This window comes from Herbaspirillum sp. NPDC101396 (assembly GCF_044767365.1).
GTDB lineage: Bacteria > Pseudomonadota > Gammaproteobacteria > Burkholderiales > Burkholderiaceae_D > Herbaspirillum.
The window spans coordinates 507,324-523,273 of the sequence record NZ_JBIWNT010000003.1 but is presented as its reverse complement, the minus strand read 5'-3'; the positions used below and the strand labels follow the sequence as shown (position 1 = coordinate 523,273).

Below are 15,950 nucleotides of genomic sequence, written 5' to 3'. Positions count from 1 at the left end.
TCTCGCTCGATCGCATCTCTCAACGGCATACTGTTTACGCATTGTTCATGATGTGTAAACAACATGACGCTGAATGATCTGCGGTGCGATGCACCACCATAAAAAAAATCATCTCAATCACTTCATTCCGGGAGAAACATGAACGCCATCAGTTCAGCAAACACGGGCGACGCCAAGTCGGTCAAATTACATCCGCAAACCTGGCGCGCGGTCATTTCGTCATCGATCGGCAACGCGCTCGAATGGTTTGACGTGCTGATCTACGGCGCCTTTGCCGTAATCATCGCCAAACTGTTTTTCCCTACCGAGAACGAGACGGTCTCGTTGCTGGTGACCTTCGCCACCTTCGGCGTGTCGTTCTTCATGCGTCCGCTCGGTGCGGTCATACTCGGCGCGTATTCCGATCGCGTCGGCCGCAAGGCGGCGCTGTCGCTGTCGATCGTGCTGATGACGATCGGCACCGCGATGATCGCGTTCATGCCGACGTATGCCAGCATCGGTCTGTGGGCGCCTGCCGGCATCGTGCTGGCGCGCCTGATCCAGGGCTTTTCGGCCGGTGGCGAGTTCGGCAGTTCGACCGCGTTCCTGGTGGAACATGCACCGCATCGCCGCGGCTTCTTCTCCAGCTGGCAAGTTGCCAGCCAGGGCCTGAGCCTGCTGATGGCGGCGGTTTTCGGCGCCGGTCTGAACGGCTTGCTGACGCCTGAGCAGCTGTATTCCTGGGGCTGGCGCCTGCCGTTCCTGTTCGGTCTGCTGATCGGCCCTGCCGGTTACTACATCCGCCGCCATCTCGATGAATCGCCGGAGTTCGCCGCTGCGGAACGCACCGAAACACCGCTGCGCGATACCTTCTCCAACCAGAAAATGCGCCTGCTGATCGGTACCGGCAGCGTGATCATGGCGACCGTGTCGGTCTACCTGGCGCTGTACATGCCGACCTATGCGATCAAGCAACTGGGCATGCCAGCGTGGTCATCGTACGCAGCGACCATCGTCTCCGGACTGATCATGATGGTGTTCTCACCGCTGGTGGGCGAGCTTTCCGACAAGTACGGCCGCACACCATTCATGATCGGCAGCAGCCTGGCGTTCGTGGTGTTCACGTATCCGATGTTCGTATTCCTGACGAGTGCGCCGAGCTTCGTCAACCTGCTGTTGCTGCAGATCGTGATCGGCGTGCTGATGACGATGTACTTCGCGTCGATGCCTGCATTGCTGGCCGATGTGTTCCCGGTGCAGACGCGCGGCACCGGCATGTCGCTGAGCTATAACATCGCCGTAATGCTGTTCGGCGGTTTCGCCGGCCTGATCATCACCTGGCTGATCCAGTTCACCGGCAACAAGCTGTCGGTAAGCTTCTTCGTGATCTTCGGCGCAGCCCTGAGCTTGATCGCGTCGACGGCGGCGCGCTACGTCCTGCGCGTGCGTTGATGATCGACTTCACGCCTGATCGGCTCAGCCGGTCGGCGTGAAGGAAAAGCTGCTCGAAAAAATGGGCCGGTTTCATCGCTGAAACCGGCCCTCATGTTTTTGATGTTATTGATCCGCATCGCATGTGCAGATGGTGTTCCTGCACTGCGGCTTGTTCTGTTCCCTCTTCCCCTCAAACCCCTTCTTTCAATCTTTCAACCTTTCATTCTTTCGCTCTTCCGTTCAATCGTCTTCAGCGCCGCCGATGCCAAGTTCCTGAATCTTGCGCGTGATCGTGTTGCGACCGATGCCCAGGCGCACGGCTGCATCGTTCTTTCGACCGTGGGTATGCTTGAGCGCGATCTTGATCAGCGTCGCTTCGAACTGGCGACCGAGGATGTCCATGACTTCCGGGCGCTCTTCGGCCAGCATTTGCGCTGCCTCCGTTTCCAGCAGGCTGATCCAGCTGCGATCAGCGTCGCCGTCATAGCTGGCAGCCACGCCGCCGGACATCTCCGCAGGCGCTGCCGATGAAACGGCATGCGTCTGTGTCGGCTGGAAGTTACTGCTGCGCTCCTCGATCAGATCCTGCGGCAAATCCTTCACTTCCACGGTCTGGCCTGGCGCCATGACGGTAATCCAGTTGCACAGGTTTTCCAGCTGACGTACGTTGCCGGGCAGTTCCAGTTGCGACAGGAACTGCATCGCCTGCGGTGACAGGCGCTTGGCTTCAACGCCGAGCTGACGCGCGCTTTGCGTGAGGAAATGGCGCGCCAGGATCGGGATGTCTTCGCTGCGCTCACGCAGACTTGGCAGTCGCAGGCGGATGACGTTGAGGCGATGATACAAGTCTTCCCGGAACAGGCCTTCGCGCACGCGATGCTCGAGGTTCTGGTGGGTGGCAGCGATGACGCGGACATTGGCCTTGAGCGATTGATGGCCGCCGACGCGATAGAAATGGCCGTCCGACAACACGCGCAGCAAACGCGTTTGCAGGTCGAGCGGCATGTCGCCGATTTCATCAAGGAACAGCGTGCCGCCTTCAGCCTGCTCAAAACGGCCGCGACGCATCGCCTGCGCGCCGGTGAAGGCGCCGCGTTCGTGGCCGAACAGTTCGGACTCGAGCAGGTCCTTGGGGATCGCTGCGGTATTCAGTGCGACGAACGGCTGCGCCGCGCGCGGGCTGTGCTTGTGCAGGGCGCGTGCGACCAACTCTTTACCTGAGCCGGATTCGCCGGTAATCAAGACGGTCACGTTCGATTGCGACAAGCGGCCGATGGCGCGGAAGACATCCTGCATGGCCGGCGCCTGGCCGAGGATTTCCGGTGCGTTGGCCGACGATTGCTCGACGTCGGTTTCGCGCAGGCTTTCTTCCAATGCACGACGGATCAGCTCGACGGCCTTGTCGACGTCGAAAGGCTTGGCCAGGTATTCGAAGGCGCCGCCCTGGAATGCCGAGACCGCCGAATCGAGATCGGAGAAAGCGGTGATGATGATGACCGGAATGCCGGGATGCTTGGCCTTGATGGTCTGCAGCAGCTCCAGGCCGGATGCGCCGGGCATGCGGATATCGGAAACCAATACTTGCGGCGTGCCGCTCTCCAGTGCCTGCATGGCGTCGCGTGCGCTGGAAAAGCTTTGTGTGGCGAGATTTTCTCGCGCGAGGGCTTTTTCCAATACCCAGCGTATCGATTCGTCGTCGTCAACAATCCAGATCGGTTTCATAGTGTTATCTTTTCTTGCTTATCGTTGCGTTTGGTAGCGTGTGTGGACAGCCTGAAAGGCCTGTGCCGGTGTTGCCCTGCTCGATACCCGCTCACCCGATGAACTGCCATCAGGGAAGCGGAATCAATATTCTGAAATCCGTACATCCCGGCCGGCTTTCGCATTCGATCACCCCCATGTGCTGCTGAACGAATGTTTGCGCCAACGTCAGTCCCAAACCGCTGCCTCCTTCCCGACCGGATACCAGCGGGTAAAAAATGCGGTCCTGGATATCCGGTGAAATGCCGGGGCCGTTGTCGATGATATGCAAGTCTAGTGCCAGCCGATACCGGACCTTGGCCAGCGTCACTTGACGCATGACGCGCGTCTGCAAAATCAGCTCGCCGTCACCGGTGCGGATGCGTTCGGCGAGCGCTTGCGCGGCGTTGTGAACGATGTTGAGCAAAGCCTGGATCAACTGCTCCTTGTCGCCGCGGAATTCCGGAATCGACAGGTCGTAATCGCGCTTGATGGTCAGGCCGTTGGGGAACTCGGCCAGGATCAGGCTGCGCACGCGCTCGCAGACTTCGTGGATATTGACGTCGCCGACGATGTGCGGCCGCCGGTGCGGCGCCAGCAGGCGATCGACCAGCGTTTGCAGGCGGTCGGCCTCCTTGATGATGACCTGTGTGTATTCGCGCAGCTCTTTCAGGTGACGCTCAGGCAACTCCAGTTCCAGCAGTTGCGCCGCGCCGCGAATGCCGCCGAGCGGATTCTTGATTTCATGCGCGAGGTTGCGAATCAGTTCCTTGTTGGCCTGGCTCTGGTCGAGCAGGCGCTCTTCGCGATCGAGCTTGAGTTGCTGAACGTTTTCCCGCAGCTCCAGCAGCACCGGCGTGTCGGCGTTGTCGAGCGCGGTGACGATGGTGTGCACCTGCAGCGGCTCGCGGCCGACGCGCTCGAGCACGAGGTCGAGCCGCTTGTCGGCGAACTGGTGCGCCACCGCCTGGTAGAACAAGGTCGCGAGCTCTTTGCCGTTGAGGAACAACTCACTGAGCTTTTGCTGGGACAGCACCTTGAAGGAACTCTCCAGCAGGTTTTCGGCCGCAGCGTTGGCGTACACGATGCCGCCGTTGGCGTCGAGAATGATGACTGCCGATGCCAGCAGGTCAAGACCATCGAGTAAAGGTAAAGTTGTTTTCATGCGTTCCGATAAATTAATGCCGCATCAAGTATGCCGTCGCGGCTTGTGGCCGCAGGCTCGGATTTGTCAGCTTCCCCTCAGCTAAGCAAGATTTGGGCAAGCCTGCAATATGACTGACTTCCCGGCTTGCCGACCGTATCGGGCAACTAACGCAGCCTGGCCAGCTCGCGTCGGAGAGCCTCGACATTGCGTTCCGTGCGGGCGATGTCGTCCTTCATGGCGGCAGCGCGTTCCTGGTATTTTGCATAGTTGCGCTCATCGCCGCGCCGTTCAGGTTCACCGTTGCTGTATTCCGCTTTCAGGCTTGCCAGCTTGCCCTCTTCCACCCTGAGTTCATCCTGCAATATCAGCTTGCGATCGCTGTCGCGTACTTTCTGCGCCTGGCCGTCGGCCTTGGGGAAAGGGCTTGCCGCCATCGCAGGCTTGTTCGGTGCGACGCGTTTATTCTGCGTCGGCGCCGGTGCACTTGCAGCCGGTATATCCAGTTTCCGGCAAGCTTTGTTGATGCCGGTGTTGCGGTATTCGGTCGCGCCATTCGGGTCGATGCAGACATAGACCTCATCTTGCGCCGGAGCTGCGTGTACGACGGCCGCGCAGGCCACGCCCGAGAGTACGGCGAGCACAAAAAATTTCATTGGTCCATGCCTCAAAAATGCAATGAAACCAAGTGTATGACAAGACTCGCCGACGGACAAACGGGCTCCGCCCGACGTAAACGGAAAATGCCGCGCGCATAAAAAAAGGGAAGCAAGCTTCCCTTTTTTATCAATGCAAAATCGACGATTACAGCGAGTAGTACATGTCGAATTCGATTGGGTGTGTCGTCATGCGATAGCGTTGCACTTCCTGGCCCTTCAGGTCCAGGTAGGCATCGATCATGCTGTCGGTGAAGACACCGCCGCGTGTCAGGAACTCGCGGTCCTTGTTCAGTGCATCCAGCGCTTCTTCCAGCGATGCGCACACTGTCGGGATCAGCTTGTCTTCTTCCGGCGGCAGGTGGTACAGGTCCTTCGAAGCAGCTTCGCCTGGATGGATCTTGTTTTGCACGCCGTCCAGACCTGCCATCAGCAGAGCCGAGAAGCACAGGTATGGGTTCGCCAGTGGATCAGGGAAACGTGTTTCGATACGGCGACCCTTAGGATTCGCAACGTGTGGAATACGGATCGATGCGGAACGGTTACGCGCCGAGTACGCCAGCTTGACCGGTGCTTCGAAGCCTGGAACCAGACGCTTGTACGAGTTGGTGCCTGGGTTGGTGATCGCGTTCAGCGCCTTGGCGTGTTTGATGATGCCGCCGATGTAGAACAGCGCGAATTCGGACAGGCCAGCATAGCCGTCGCCTGCGAACAGGTTCTTGCCGTCTTTCCAGACCGATTGGTGAACGTGCATACCGGAGCCATTGTCGCCGACCAGTGGCTTAGGCATGAAGGTCGCTGTCTTGCCGTAGGTGTGGGCAACGTTCCAGATCACATACTTCAGTGTCTGTGTCCAGTCAGCGCGCTCAACCAGTGTCGAGAACTTGGTGCCCAGTTCGTTTTGACCTGCGCCGGCCACTTCGTGGTGGTGCACTTCAACAGGGATACCCAGGGATTCGAGGATCAGGGACATTTCCGAACGCATGTCCTGGAAGCTGTCGACTGGTGGCACTGGGAAGTAGCCGCCCTTGACGACCGGACGATGGCCGGTGTTGCCGCCTTCGAGCTTGGCGCCGGAGCTCCACGATGCTTCTTCGGATTCGATCTTGACGAAGGAACCGGACATGTCCGCACCCCAACGTACGCCGTCGAAGATGAAGAATTCTGGCTCAGGACCGAAATAGGCGGTGTCGCCCAGGCCCGAGGACTTCAGGTAAGCTTCAGCGCGCTTGGCGATGGAGCGTGGATCACGGTCGTAACCCTTGCCATCGGATGGCTCGATCACGTCACATTGCATGAACAATGTGGTTTCTTCCATGAACGGGTCGATGTTGGCGGTGTTTGGATCAGGGATCAGCAACATGTCCGAAGCTTCAATGCCCTTCCAACCGGCGATCGAGGAACCGTCGAATGCGTGACCCGACTCGAACTTGTCGATGTCGAAGTGGGAAACAGGCACAGTTACGTGTTGCTCTTTACCCCGGGTATCGGCAAAACGGAAATCAACAAACTTGACTTCATTGTCTTTCACCAACTTCAAAACCTCTGCGGCCGTCCTTGCCATGCGAATCTCCTAAAACGAGGAAGTAGTATAAATTTGTACAATTTGGGTGATGAGCCGACTACGTGCGACTTGATGTGTGCAGCAAATACAACAGATAGTGCGCCAGAACTCAGGCGGGAATGATAGCAGATTCCATGCCATCAACTGCCTTGCGTTCATGCTTATGACATATTTTAGGGAGTTATTGACGGGTGGGCGTTTCCGAGCAGTGCATGCCAATTCCAATAATGAGCAATTATGGTGCAAATGAATATTTATGCACCAATAAAATGCGATTTATGTGAAATGCTTAATTTTGGTGCAAATACTCCGCGCTGCTGGCGTTGAAATAATAATTTAGGTATCTTTTCAGCAATTCTCAAAGGACTCTGATGACGACTTCCAACGAAATTCTTTCCACCGCCGCCCAACGCGCTCAGTCCGGCCAATTTCCGTATGCCGGTGCGGTAACGCCGCAAGAGGCGTTTGCCCTGCTGCAGGGCGACCCGGCCGTGAAACTGGTCGACGTCCGCACCAAGGCGGAACGCGACTGGGTCGGCCAGGTCGTCATTCCCGCCGAACAGCATCTCGCGGTGCAATGGAATCTCTACCCGGAAAGCGTGCCCAATCCGCAGTTCCTGGAACAACTGGGCGCTGCCGCCGGCAAAGAGACTACCCTGCTGTTCCTGTGCCGCTCGGGCGTGCGTTCCCGCCATGCCGCCAAACTGGCGACCGAAAGCGGCTATGTGCGCTGTTATGACATCCTGGAAGGCTTCGAGGGCAACAAGGACAGCGCTGGGCATCGCAAGACCATTGAGGGATGGTGCAAGGCCGGCCTGCCGTGGGTCGGGGCTTGAGTTGACTTGAATCGGGCGACGCCGCTCTGGCGTTCCTTCATCGCAAAAGCCAAACGGCCCGCATCAGCGGGCCGTTTGGCTTTTTGCAAACTTGAATCAGATGGATTGCAATTGCCGTTCGAGCACACTGACTTCAGCGCTCAGATCAGACGGCGGCTGCGCGCGATGCACGGCAATTGCTTCGATACGCTCCAGTGTCCTGACAATCTCGCCTGCCGCCATCGTCAAGGCAGCACCTTTCATCCGGTGCGCCAGCCTTCCGACTGAAGTAATGTCAGCCTCATCCATGGCCGCCCGCAACGCAGCGAAGTCCTCGAGGGAGGTTGTGCGGAACAACGCGGTCAGATCCACGCTGCGCATGTCGTCGATATGCATCGGCGCCGCGTCTGTCACGTCGACATCGCACCACAGCGAGAGCATTTTTTTCAGTTCGTCGACCGGCAAGGGCTTGCCGAGTACACCGTCCATGCCGCTGTCGAGGCAAAGCTGCATATGCCCTGTATCCGTTTCTGCGGAAATGGCGATGATGGGCGTATGCACAAGCTCTTCTTCCCGCTCACGCCGACGGAAGATCTTCGCCACGTCGTAGCCGCTCATGTCGGGCATCTGGCAGTCCAGCAGCACCAGATCGAACTCGCCCTCCTGCAATGCCGCAAGACCCGCGGTACCGTCTTGCGCCATCGCGACTTTGCAGCCCAGTTTCTTCAGTTGCTTCTCGATGACGACGCGGCTGGTCGCAGAATCGTCGACGACAAGAATCTGCAGCGAAGGAGCCGGGGCAATCGTGTTCATGGTGCGTCCTATATGTCTTGGAGTTGATGCTGAATCTTGAACAGTTCATTGTCGTTGCGCACTCCCAGCTTGCGGAAGGCCGCCTGCTTCTGTCCGCTGATGGTCTTGACGCTGCGCGCGAATTTTTCCGCAATCTGCGTGACGCTCATCCCTTCAAGGCAGCAGCGCAACACTTCTCGCTCGCGCGGCGACAACTCGACGTTGTCGGTGAGCGAATCGCCGTTTGCAGACTCTTCGTCCGAACCGTTGCTGGACAACATGGAGGATATCTCCGCCGCCATCAACGGATTCAGATGCACGCGCCCCACCGCCACGGAACGCACGGCAGCAATCAGCTCGGACAATTCCTGCTCCTTGCCCACGAAGCCGCGCGCACCGGCGCGCATCGCCAACGCGACCGTAGCAGGATTGTAGTGCGAGGAAGAGACTAGAATTTTACTTTCCGGGAAACGCACCTTGAGGGCCCGGATCAGGTTGAGGCCGTCGATATCGTTGGCCCCGAGGGAATAGTCGATCAGCAGGATATCGGCCGGCGAGGCGCGCAAGGAGGACATCATGTCCTTGCTGGCGGCATAGGCGCCGACCACCTGGAAATCGGATTCTTCCGTCAATCGCGCCGCGAGACCATGCCGGACCACGGCATGATCGTCGAGCAATGCAATACGAATTGCCTTTGTCGCAGTCCAGGTCATCATGGCGTCCTTTCGCAGACGGTCATTCACGCAGAAAACCGCTAGACATCGAAATCGATGCTCGCTTCGCCTGGATGCGATGGTGAAAGGTGCGATTGCCGACCAGCCGAATTATGGTCGAGTGTATCAAAAATAGTAAAAATACAATAGAAAACTCAGGCATTGATGAGGCCATTATTGAACAGTTGATTGGCTCCGACCTTGTTAAGGAACTCTTCCTGGCGCATCGGGGCGGCAATATAACCCTGCCCGCGCCCACATCCCATGGCGGCCAGGACCTCCATTTGGCGGGCGTTCTCGATCCCTTCCGCCGTCACGGTAAGTTGCAGGCGCTTGGCAATGCCGATGATTGATTCGACGATGACACGGCATTGCGCCTGACGCAGAAACTGGCGCACGAAGTGGCGGTCGATGCGGATTTCGGTGAAAGGCATTTGCGACAGCAGCTTCATGGTTGAAATTCCTGAACCGAAGTCGTCGATCGACAAGCCGAATCCGCGCACGCGCAAGCGGTTGAGCGACGCTGCCAGCCTCAGCGCATGTTGCGACGGCTCTTCTTCTGAAATGCCCACGGTAACAAGGTGCGAGCCGATGCCGTAACGCTGCGAACGCTCGTAAAGGTAATCGGCGATCTCGGGCGTCTCCAGTGTCGAAGCGGAGGCCTTGATGCAAATCGGGATGCTGCAGCCTATCTGCTCCAGCTTCTGTTGCGTTTTCAGCACATGATTGACGGTGCGGTAGAACAACATGAGGCCAAGCCCCTGCCGTTCGATCAGCGTCATGAACTGCTCCGGAACGAGATAACTGAATTTGGGATGGCTCCAGCGCACCATGGCGTCAGCGCCGACGATGGTTTTGGTTTCCAGCGAAACCTGCGGCTGGTACCACACCTCGAATTCGCTGGTGTCGCAGATGGCCCGCAGGATGTCGTCGTCGCCGATGGCGCCGTCCGCCGGGGGTGTTTTTCCGCTCTTTCCCGGCAATGGCCTGGTCGCGTTCATCAGCGTCAGCGAGGTTGCCAGGATGGTTTGCAACGCGGGCAAACTGAGCGGCTTGGCGATCGCCTCGACGAAGGGAAAGCCGGCCGAGTACGCCAATTGCAGATGCGACTCGCGTACGTCTTCGGGATGCGCGCTCATCCACACCAGCATCGGTAATTCCTTGCCTGCGGATTGCGCTGACCGGTCTTGCGCCAGCACGAACTGCGAGCCGTCCATGTTGGGCATGCCGATATCGCAAAAAATCAGATCGATGCGGCGTTCAGCCAGTCGCTCCATTGCTTCCATGCCGTCGGCGGCATCAACCACGTCGACGCACCCAAGCTCGCGCAATTTTTCGATTGCAAATATTTTTTGCAATGGCTCGTCTTCTACGACAAGAACAGAGAGATTCGCGACAGTTTTCATCTTTACCCCAAGCGAGATGTGCACCGCAGCTGCGGCATAGACTTGATTGACCAGGTGCAATTCTGATCATCTTGCCGACATCCGTATATGAGAATGATCTCAATTCGGCCCAGCTTATTTGCTAGCAAACGCTCAAAAAAAGACGAGTTCGCCACAGCCGTGATGTTTTTTCATCCGTTTCCGATATTTTCATTGGATGAACATCTCGCCAACGTTATCCTTGCCTGATCAAATCAAATAGCCAGCGACATGGGGAAAGCATGAAAAAGGCCGTATCGCAGATGCTGTTGCATGGCATCGCACTCCCTCTGCTTGTCGTCGCGTCCACCGCCGGCGCAACGGAATTGCGTGTGACGGGCAAGATCGTTCCCAACGCCTGCCTGCCGGTTTTTTCAGATGCCGGCGTGGTGAATTACGGACCGGTTTCGTCAGAGCGCGGTGCGGCAAAAATCCTCAATAAAAAAATCTTTTCGCTTTCCGTTTCCTGCGCACTCCCTTCACGTCTTGCGATCCGTTTGATCGACAATCGCGAGAGCGCTCCGATACCGCAAATGCAGACAGTCGCGATACGGAATCGCAGCAAAAAACATCTGTTCGGATTGGGCGCCGAGAGCGGACAAAACGCCGGCGCATACATCGTCTCGTTCGAGCCTGCGCATCCGACCGCGACGTCTCCGGCCATGCTGGAATCCGCCACCGGCATCAACGCCACGCAGTGGATGCTGAGCAGCGACAACACCATCCGCAAGAACGTGCTTTACGCTTGGGATGCCGAACACAAAATCCATCCCGGCGGCACCCTGAATTTCGAGGCGAAACTGAGTGTCCAGGCCTTCATCGACAACGCCGACAATACCTCGGTGAAAGAAGATGCGCCATTGAACGGCTCGGCCACCTTCGAACTGTTGTATCTGTAAATGCCGATCACCCGAGAAAATGAAGGAAGCGCACCCGTGAAGAACATCGCGTCCACTCCAATCATGACGCTGGGAATTTTTTGCATTGCAGCGGCAACGATCACTGTCACGCATGCCGCCAACATGGTGGAAATGCAGGTCGTGAGCGTCATCACCCCTGCAGCGTGCACGCCGATGTTGTCGGGCGGAGGCGTCGCCGACTACGGCACCATCCCGGCGCAGTCATTGAAACCCGGCGCCGTGACGCCCCTGCCCGCCAAGTCGCTGTCGTTCAGCATCAACTGCGACGCCGCCGCTAAAGTCAGCATCAGGGCCATCGACAATCGCACCAGCTCGGTCATTGTCGGTATCCTTGCGGCCGGTTCCGGTGACGGCAATCTCAACGACAGTTTCAACTTCGGTCTCGGCACCGCCTCCGGCAAAAGCATCGGCGGCTATGCGATCGTGTTTCAGCCCGGATCCTATACGGGCGATTACCAGCAGGCCCAATTGTTGTATTCGACCGACAGTGGTACGACATGGCAACCCTCGACCAACGGCTATATCGCCAAGAACCGCAGTTTCAGTTGGGGAGCGCCGGGCAGCAGCTACGTGTCTTCCCTGCGCACGATCTCCGGCACCGTCGTCGTGCAGCCGTATATCAACAAGCCTGAAAACCTTTCCCTGTCGCAAGAGATCTTGCTCGACGGTTCGGCGACGCTGGAACTTTCTTATCTTTAAGAGTCGCCGCGACACTGTTTATCGGTCCTGTTCGGCGTTTCAAACCATCCTGCATTTTGAGAATATTCTCAAATACTATTGAATCAATTTTTCCTAAAATCGGAGCTGTTCAACACCTACATATCTACAACGACCGGGGGTAAATGAAATGTGCGCCATTGTAAAGAAATTGATTTTTCTTGTTGTTGCCGGCTTTCTTTCCAACGCTTTCTTCCTGAGCATGGCTCACGCCAGCGGTATGCTCCCCGAGACCTCTGTTGTGATCATCAATGAAGCCGACGGCGAAGCCAGCATGAACGTCAAGAACACCGACGCCAATGCCACCTTGTTGTACACCTCGATTCAAAACCTGCCCGAAGACAAGGAAAACCTGCTGGTCGTCACGCCGCCCGTGGCGCGCGTCGAGCCGGACGAAACCCAGCTGGTGCGCTTCATCCTGCAAAGCAAGGAGCCGCTCAAGACGCAACGGTTCAAGCGCGTCATCTTCGAAGGCATTCCGCAACAATCCAAGGACGGCGGCGTCAAGGTGACGATGAACGTGCGTCAGAACCTGCCGGTCATCATTCATCCCAAAGGCCTGGCCCCCAACCGCGAACCATGGAAGCTGCTGACCTGGTCCGTGCGCAATGGCAACCTCGTCGCAATGAACGACAGCGCCTATGTCGTGCGGCTGGCGCAAACCGTGACGCTGCTGCCGGGCAAGGCCGAGCTCGATCTCGGCAAGACCTATTTCCTGCCGGGCGAAACCATCAGCGTTCCCATACCGGCGGCCGCTGCCGCATCGACAACGGTGCGCCTGGCGCCTGCGACCGTATATGGCTTCTCGGTGGACAGTTACGACGCTGCACTGACCAAGTAAGTCCCGCTTTTTCCTCCCCCCCGCAATGAGGGAAAATGAATAATAAAATCCGCGGAAAAAATGGCGCTTTCCTCGGCCCGCCCGGCGCTCGCCTGAAGCAATGCCTCATCGCCTTGTCCGGCTTGGCCGGCGGCGTTGCGGCTTTGCCGTCGCATGCAGCCGACGCTAGTGGATTCGATCTGAACATGCTCAAAGAGCGTGGCATCGATCCTCAGCTGGCGGATTATTTTCGCGAGGCTGCACGCTTCCGTCCGGGCGTGCAGGTCGTGACGCTGTTCGTCAACGGCAGCAAGCGCGGGCGCGTCGATGCGCGTTTCAATGCCAAAGGCGATTTATGCTTTGAAGTCGGACTGCTCGATAAAGGCGGATTGATCGTGCCGCCACAGTTGAAGAAAACCGAAAAGTCCGCGCCGACGCCAGGAACAACTGCGGCACCGAGTGCGGCGGCCGCGGCGCCGGCCTGCTTCGATTACAAGGAAGCCTTCCCGCAAACCCAGGTCGAACTGCGTCCCGGCAAGGAAGAGGTCGCGCTGGTGGTGCCCACCGACGCTCTGCGTCCCACCGAGGACGACTTCGCCGGCTACAGCAGCGGCGGCACCGCGGCCATGCTGAACTACGAAATACTCGGCGTGAACAGCAAATTCGCCGGCGGAGGCAGCCGCTTCATGTCCGGCAACGCGGAACTGGGATTCAACTTCCGGGACTGGATCGTGCGCAGCCGCGAGATCTACACCGCGCAGGACGGCAAATCGCAGCGCCAGCATGTCTACGCCTATGCCCAGCACACGCTGATGGACTACAAGTCGATCCTGCAGACCGGCCAGATCAACATCGCCAACTCGGCAGTGTCGGGCGGCTCCATCACCGGCGCACAAATCATTCCGGAAGGCGCGCTGATGAGCCTCACCCGCAATAACGTCATGGTCGAAGGCATCGCGCAATGGCAGGCGCGCATTGAAGTCCGCCAGGCCGGTGCGCTGATTTACACCACCGTTGTTCCGGCCGGGCCATTCGCCTTGTCCGACCTGCCGCTGCTCAACTCCGGCAGCGACCTGGAAGTTACCGTGGTGGAAGCCACCGGCGCGCAACGCCGCTTCATCGTACCAGCCGCTTCGCTGCACAGCGGCTCGCTGGGCAGCCAGCGCGGCTATTCATTTGCAGTCGGGCGTCAGCGCAGTTTCGGCGGCAGCACCGCGCGCCAACCGTGGATCATTACCGGTTCCGGCGGCTGGAAAATCGGCAATGACAGCAATGCCAACGCGGGCCTCATGGCGGCTACTTCGTATCAGGCCGGCGCCTGGGGCATGGACACGCGGGTATTCAACAGCACCAGCGTGAGCCTGCAGCAACGTCTGTCCAATGCAACCGGCGAAGGCGTGCGCGGCACCCAGCTCAGCCTGTCCAGCAGCAGCCTGCTGTCGACCACGCTCTCTGGCAGCTTTTCAGCAACCCAGCAAACTCTGGGTTATCGCGACCTGGCCGACACCATCGTCGATACGCCCGCCAACGCCGGCGACCTGCAGCACAATCGCTATCGCGGACAGTACACCGCGTCGCTGAGCTGGAGCAATGCGACACTGGGTTCGTTCAACGTTGCCTATTCACGCTCCTCGCTGTTCAGCGGCGTCGCCACCCAGCGCGTAACTGCGGCATGGGGCCAGACTTTTGCTTTCGGCACGGTGTCGTTCAACGTCGAACACAATCTCGGCAGCAGCGGCAACACCGACGCCAACAGCAGCAATACGGTTCCGATCAACACCTTTTACCTGACCCTGAGCATCCCGCTCGGACAGCGCAACGTGCGCACCTATGTCAACAACAGCAGCGGCTACAAGCGTTACGGCGCCTCCTATAACGAGACCATCAACGAATACGCCAACTACACCGTCTCGGCGGAGCGCAACACCCAGAACCAGGAAACCGATCTCTCGACGCAGGCGTCGATACTGCCGCGCTATACCCAGGTCAACCTCGGCTACTCGCGTGCTGGATCTGGGGCCACTTCCATGAACGGCGGTCTGCGCGGCGGCATGGTGCTGCATCAGAATGGTCTGACGCTGTCGCCCTATCCGATCCAGGACACCTTCGGCATCCTGTCGGTGGGCGACGAATCCGGCATCCGCGTCAGCACGCCCTACGGACCGGTGTGGACCGATCCATGGGGACAGGCGGTGATCTCGCAAATGGCGCCGTATGCCAGCAGCCGGCTGGAGATCGCCACCAAGAGCCTGCCGCGCAATGTCGACATCAAGAACGGCTACAAGCTCGTCGAGCCGGGACGCGGCTCGGTCAACTTCGTCACGTTCGACACCATCAAGGTGCGGCGCATTCTGCTCAACACCAAGGGGGCTGACGGCAACCCTCTGCCCAAGGGCGCTTTCGTGCTGGACGCCGAGGGCCAGTTCGTGACGACGGTGGTTGATGACGGCCAGATTTTCCTGATCAACGGCGTGCCCAACTCCAAACTCGAAGTCTCTCTTCCGGACGGCAGGCAATGTTCACTGCAATTCGAACTGCCCGCCAAAGCGGATCCCAACATGTTCTTTGAAACTGCAGAGGCGCGCTGCGGCCCTACTCTGCAAGTGCAGATACAGAAAGCGTCCCATGCTCAATCGTAAATTCTTTGTACGCAGCGCCATGACCCGGCATGCCTTGGTTGCCGCGGTGGTCGCATTGATCTCGTTGCCGACGCACGCCGCGCCCAACGACAATTGCCAGATGCAGATCAGCAATACCGTGATCGACTACGGTCAGGTCACGCGCGCGGAGCTGCTCGGCCGCCAGGTGACGCCCACCACGTTTGCGTTGGGCAAGCAAACCATGACGCTGTCGGTGAATTGCCGTCAGCCGGCGCTGATGACGATTTACTTCCGCGGCGCCGCCGGCGATGGCAATGGCTACCGCTTTGGCAACGGCGGCAACTTCGTGCTGAATCTGTCGCTTGCGCAACTCGACGGCAAACGCGTCAAACTCGGCAACGTCAGGGTCACCGGCCAGCAGCCGGACAATATTGCCGAAACCATCCTGTTGACGCCTGGCGTAGGCATCGTGCCGGTACAGGACGAACGCACGCTCAAAGGCACCAGCTTCTCGGTGCAGGTGGAAATCAATACCAGCGTCACCGGCACGGCCAGCCGGGTTGCCGACCGCACCACCTGGCGCAGCAGCGGCAGTTTCGAACTCGTGGAAAACTGACGGAAAGCTGAGGGAC

Annotated in this window: 14 protein-coding genes; 7 read left to right on the top strand and 7 right to left on the bottom strand. The window is 58.5% G+C overall.

The features are described from left to right. The first annotated feature begins 138 nt into the window (after nt 1–138). On the top strand, nt 139–1,431 hold the full coding sequence (locus ACIROY_RS12075) for an MFS transporter (RefSeq protein WP_402272852.1): 1,293 nt from the start codon (nt 139–141) through the stop codon (nt 1,429–1,431). Between the two features lie 222 nt (nt 1,432–1,653). Here ACIROY_RS12075 and ntrC read toward each other — a convergent pair whose 3' ends face one another. The 4 genes from ntrC to glnA form a co-directional block, all read right to left on the bottom strand. Further along, nucleotides 1,654–3,135 (bottom strand): nitrogen regulation protein NR(I), encoded by a 1,482-nt coding sequence (gene ntrC / locus ACIROY_RS12070; RefSeq protein ID WP_402272854.1) that lies wholly within the window; start codon nt 3,133–3,135, stop codon nt 1,654–1,656. A gap of 109 nt (nt 3,136–3,244) precedes the next feature. Further along, nucleotides 3,245–4,318, bottom strand: a complete 1,074-nt coding sequence (gene glnL, locus ACIROY_RS12065) for a nitrogen regulation protein NR(II) (protein ID WP_402272856.1) — start codon at nt 4,316–4,318, stop codon at nt 3,245–3,247. A 146-nt stretch (nt 4,319–4,464) separates the two neighbouring features. After that, nucleotides 4,465–4,953 carry a DUF4124 domain-containing protein gene (locus ACIROY_RS12060; protein ID WP_402341719.1) on the bottom strand — a complete coding sequence of 163 codons (489 nt, stop codon included), beginning with the start codon at nt 4,951–4,953 and terminating at the stop codon, nt 4,465–4,467. Nucleotides 4,954–5,101: 148 nt separating this feature from the next. Continuing rightward, nucleotides 5,102–6,517 carry a type I glutamate--ammonia ligase gene (gene glnA / locus ACIROY_RS12055; RefSeq protein WP_007880082.1) on the bottom strand — a complete coding sequence of 472 codons (1,416 nt, stop codon included), beginning with the start codon at nt 6,515–6,517 and terminating at the stop codon, nt 5,102–5,104. Between the two features lie 371 nt (nt 6,518–6,888). Here glnA and ACIROY_RS12050 point away from each other — a divergent pair, with 371 nt between their 5' ends. Further along, nucleotides 6,889–7,353, top strand: a complete 465-nt coding sequence (locus ACIROY_RS12050; protein WP_402272860.1) for a rhodanese-like domain-containing protein — start codon at nt 6,889–6,891, stop codon at nt 7,351–7,353. A gap of 96 nt (nt 7,354–7,449) precedes the next feature. Here the strand turns inward: ACIROY_RS12050 and ACIROY_RS12045 are convergent, their stop codons facing one another. From ACIROY_RS12045 to ACIROY_RS12035, 3 genes are all read right to left on the bottom strand, one after another. Next, on the bottom strand, nt 7,450–8,145 hold the full coding sequence (locus ACIROY_RS12045; RefSeq protein ID WP_402341717.1) for a response regulator: 696 nt from the start codon (nt 8,143–8,145) through the stop codon (nt 7,450–7,452). 8 nt (nt 8,146–8,153) lie between these two features. Next, nucleotides 8,154–8,837, bottom strand: coding sequence for a response regulator (locus ACIROY_RS12040; protein WP_402273825.1), 684 nt, complete (start codon nt 8,835–8,837; stop codon nt 8,154–8,156). 155 nt (nt 8,838–8,992) lie between these two features. Then, on the bottom strand, nt 8,993–10,243 hold the full coding sequence (locus ACIROY_RS12035; RefSeq protein ID WP_402272864.1) for an EAL domain-containing protein: 1,251 nt from the start codon (nt 10,241–10,243) through the stop codon (nt 8,993–8,995). A 260-nt stretch (nt 10,244–10,503) separates the two neighbouring features. On the opposite strand from ACIROY_RS12035, the gene ACIROY_RS12030 reads away from it, so the two are divergent. The 5 genes from ACIROY_RS12030 (at nt 10,504) to ACIROY_RS12010 (ending at nt 15,934) form a co-directional block, all read left to right on the top strand. Beyond that, the gene (locus ACIROY_RS12030) at nt 10,504–11,160 is read left to right on the top strand and encodes a DUF1120 domain-containing protein (protein ID WP_402341716.1); all 657 of its coding nucleotides are present in this window, start codon (nt 10,504–10,506) and stop codon (nt 11,158–11,160) included. Nucleotides 11,161–11,196: 36 nt separating this feature from the next. Beyond that, nucleotides 11,197–11,880: a DUF1120 domain-containing protein gene (locus tag ACIROY_RS12025; protein ID WP_402272869.1), complete on the top strand. Its 684-nt coding sequence runs from the start codon at nt 11,197–11,199 to the stop codon at nt 11,878–11,880. Nucleotides 11,881–12,028: 148 nt separating this feature from the next. Further along, nucleotides 12,029–12,739, top strand: coding sequence for a fimbria/pilus chaperone family protein (locus tag ACIROY_RS12020; protein ID WP_402341714.1), 711 nt, complete (start codon nt 12,029–12,031; stop codon nt 12,737–12,739). A gap of 35 nt (nt 12,740–12,774) precedes the next feature. Beyond that, nucleotides 12,775–15,357, top strand: a complete 2,583-nt coding sequence (locus tag ACIROY_RS12015) for a fimbria/pilus outer membrane usher protein (RefSeq protein WP_402341712.1) — start codon at nt 12,775–12,777, stop codon at nt 15,355–15,357. Continuing rightward, a complete protein-coding gene (locus ACIROY_RS12010) occupies nt 15,344–15,934 on the top strand; it encodes a hypothetical protein (RefSeq protein WP_402341711.1) in 591 nt (196 codons plus the stop codon). Before ACIROY_RS12015 ends, ACIROY_RS12010 begins: the two co-directional genes overlap by 14 nt. Nucleotides 15,935–15,950 lie beyond the last annotated feature (16 nt).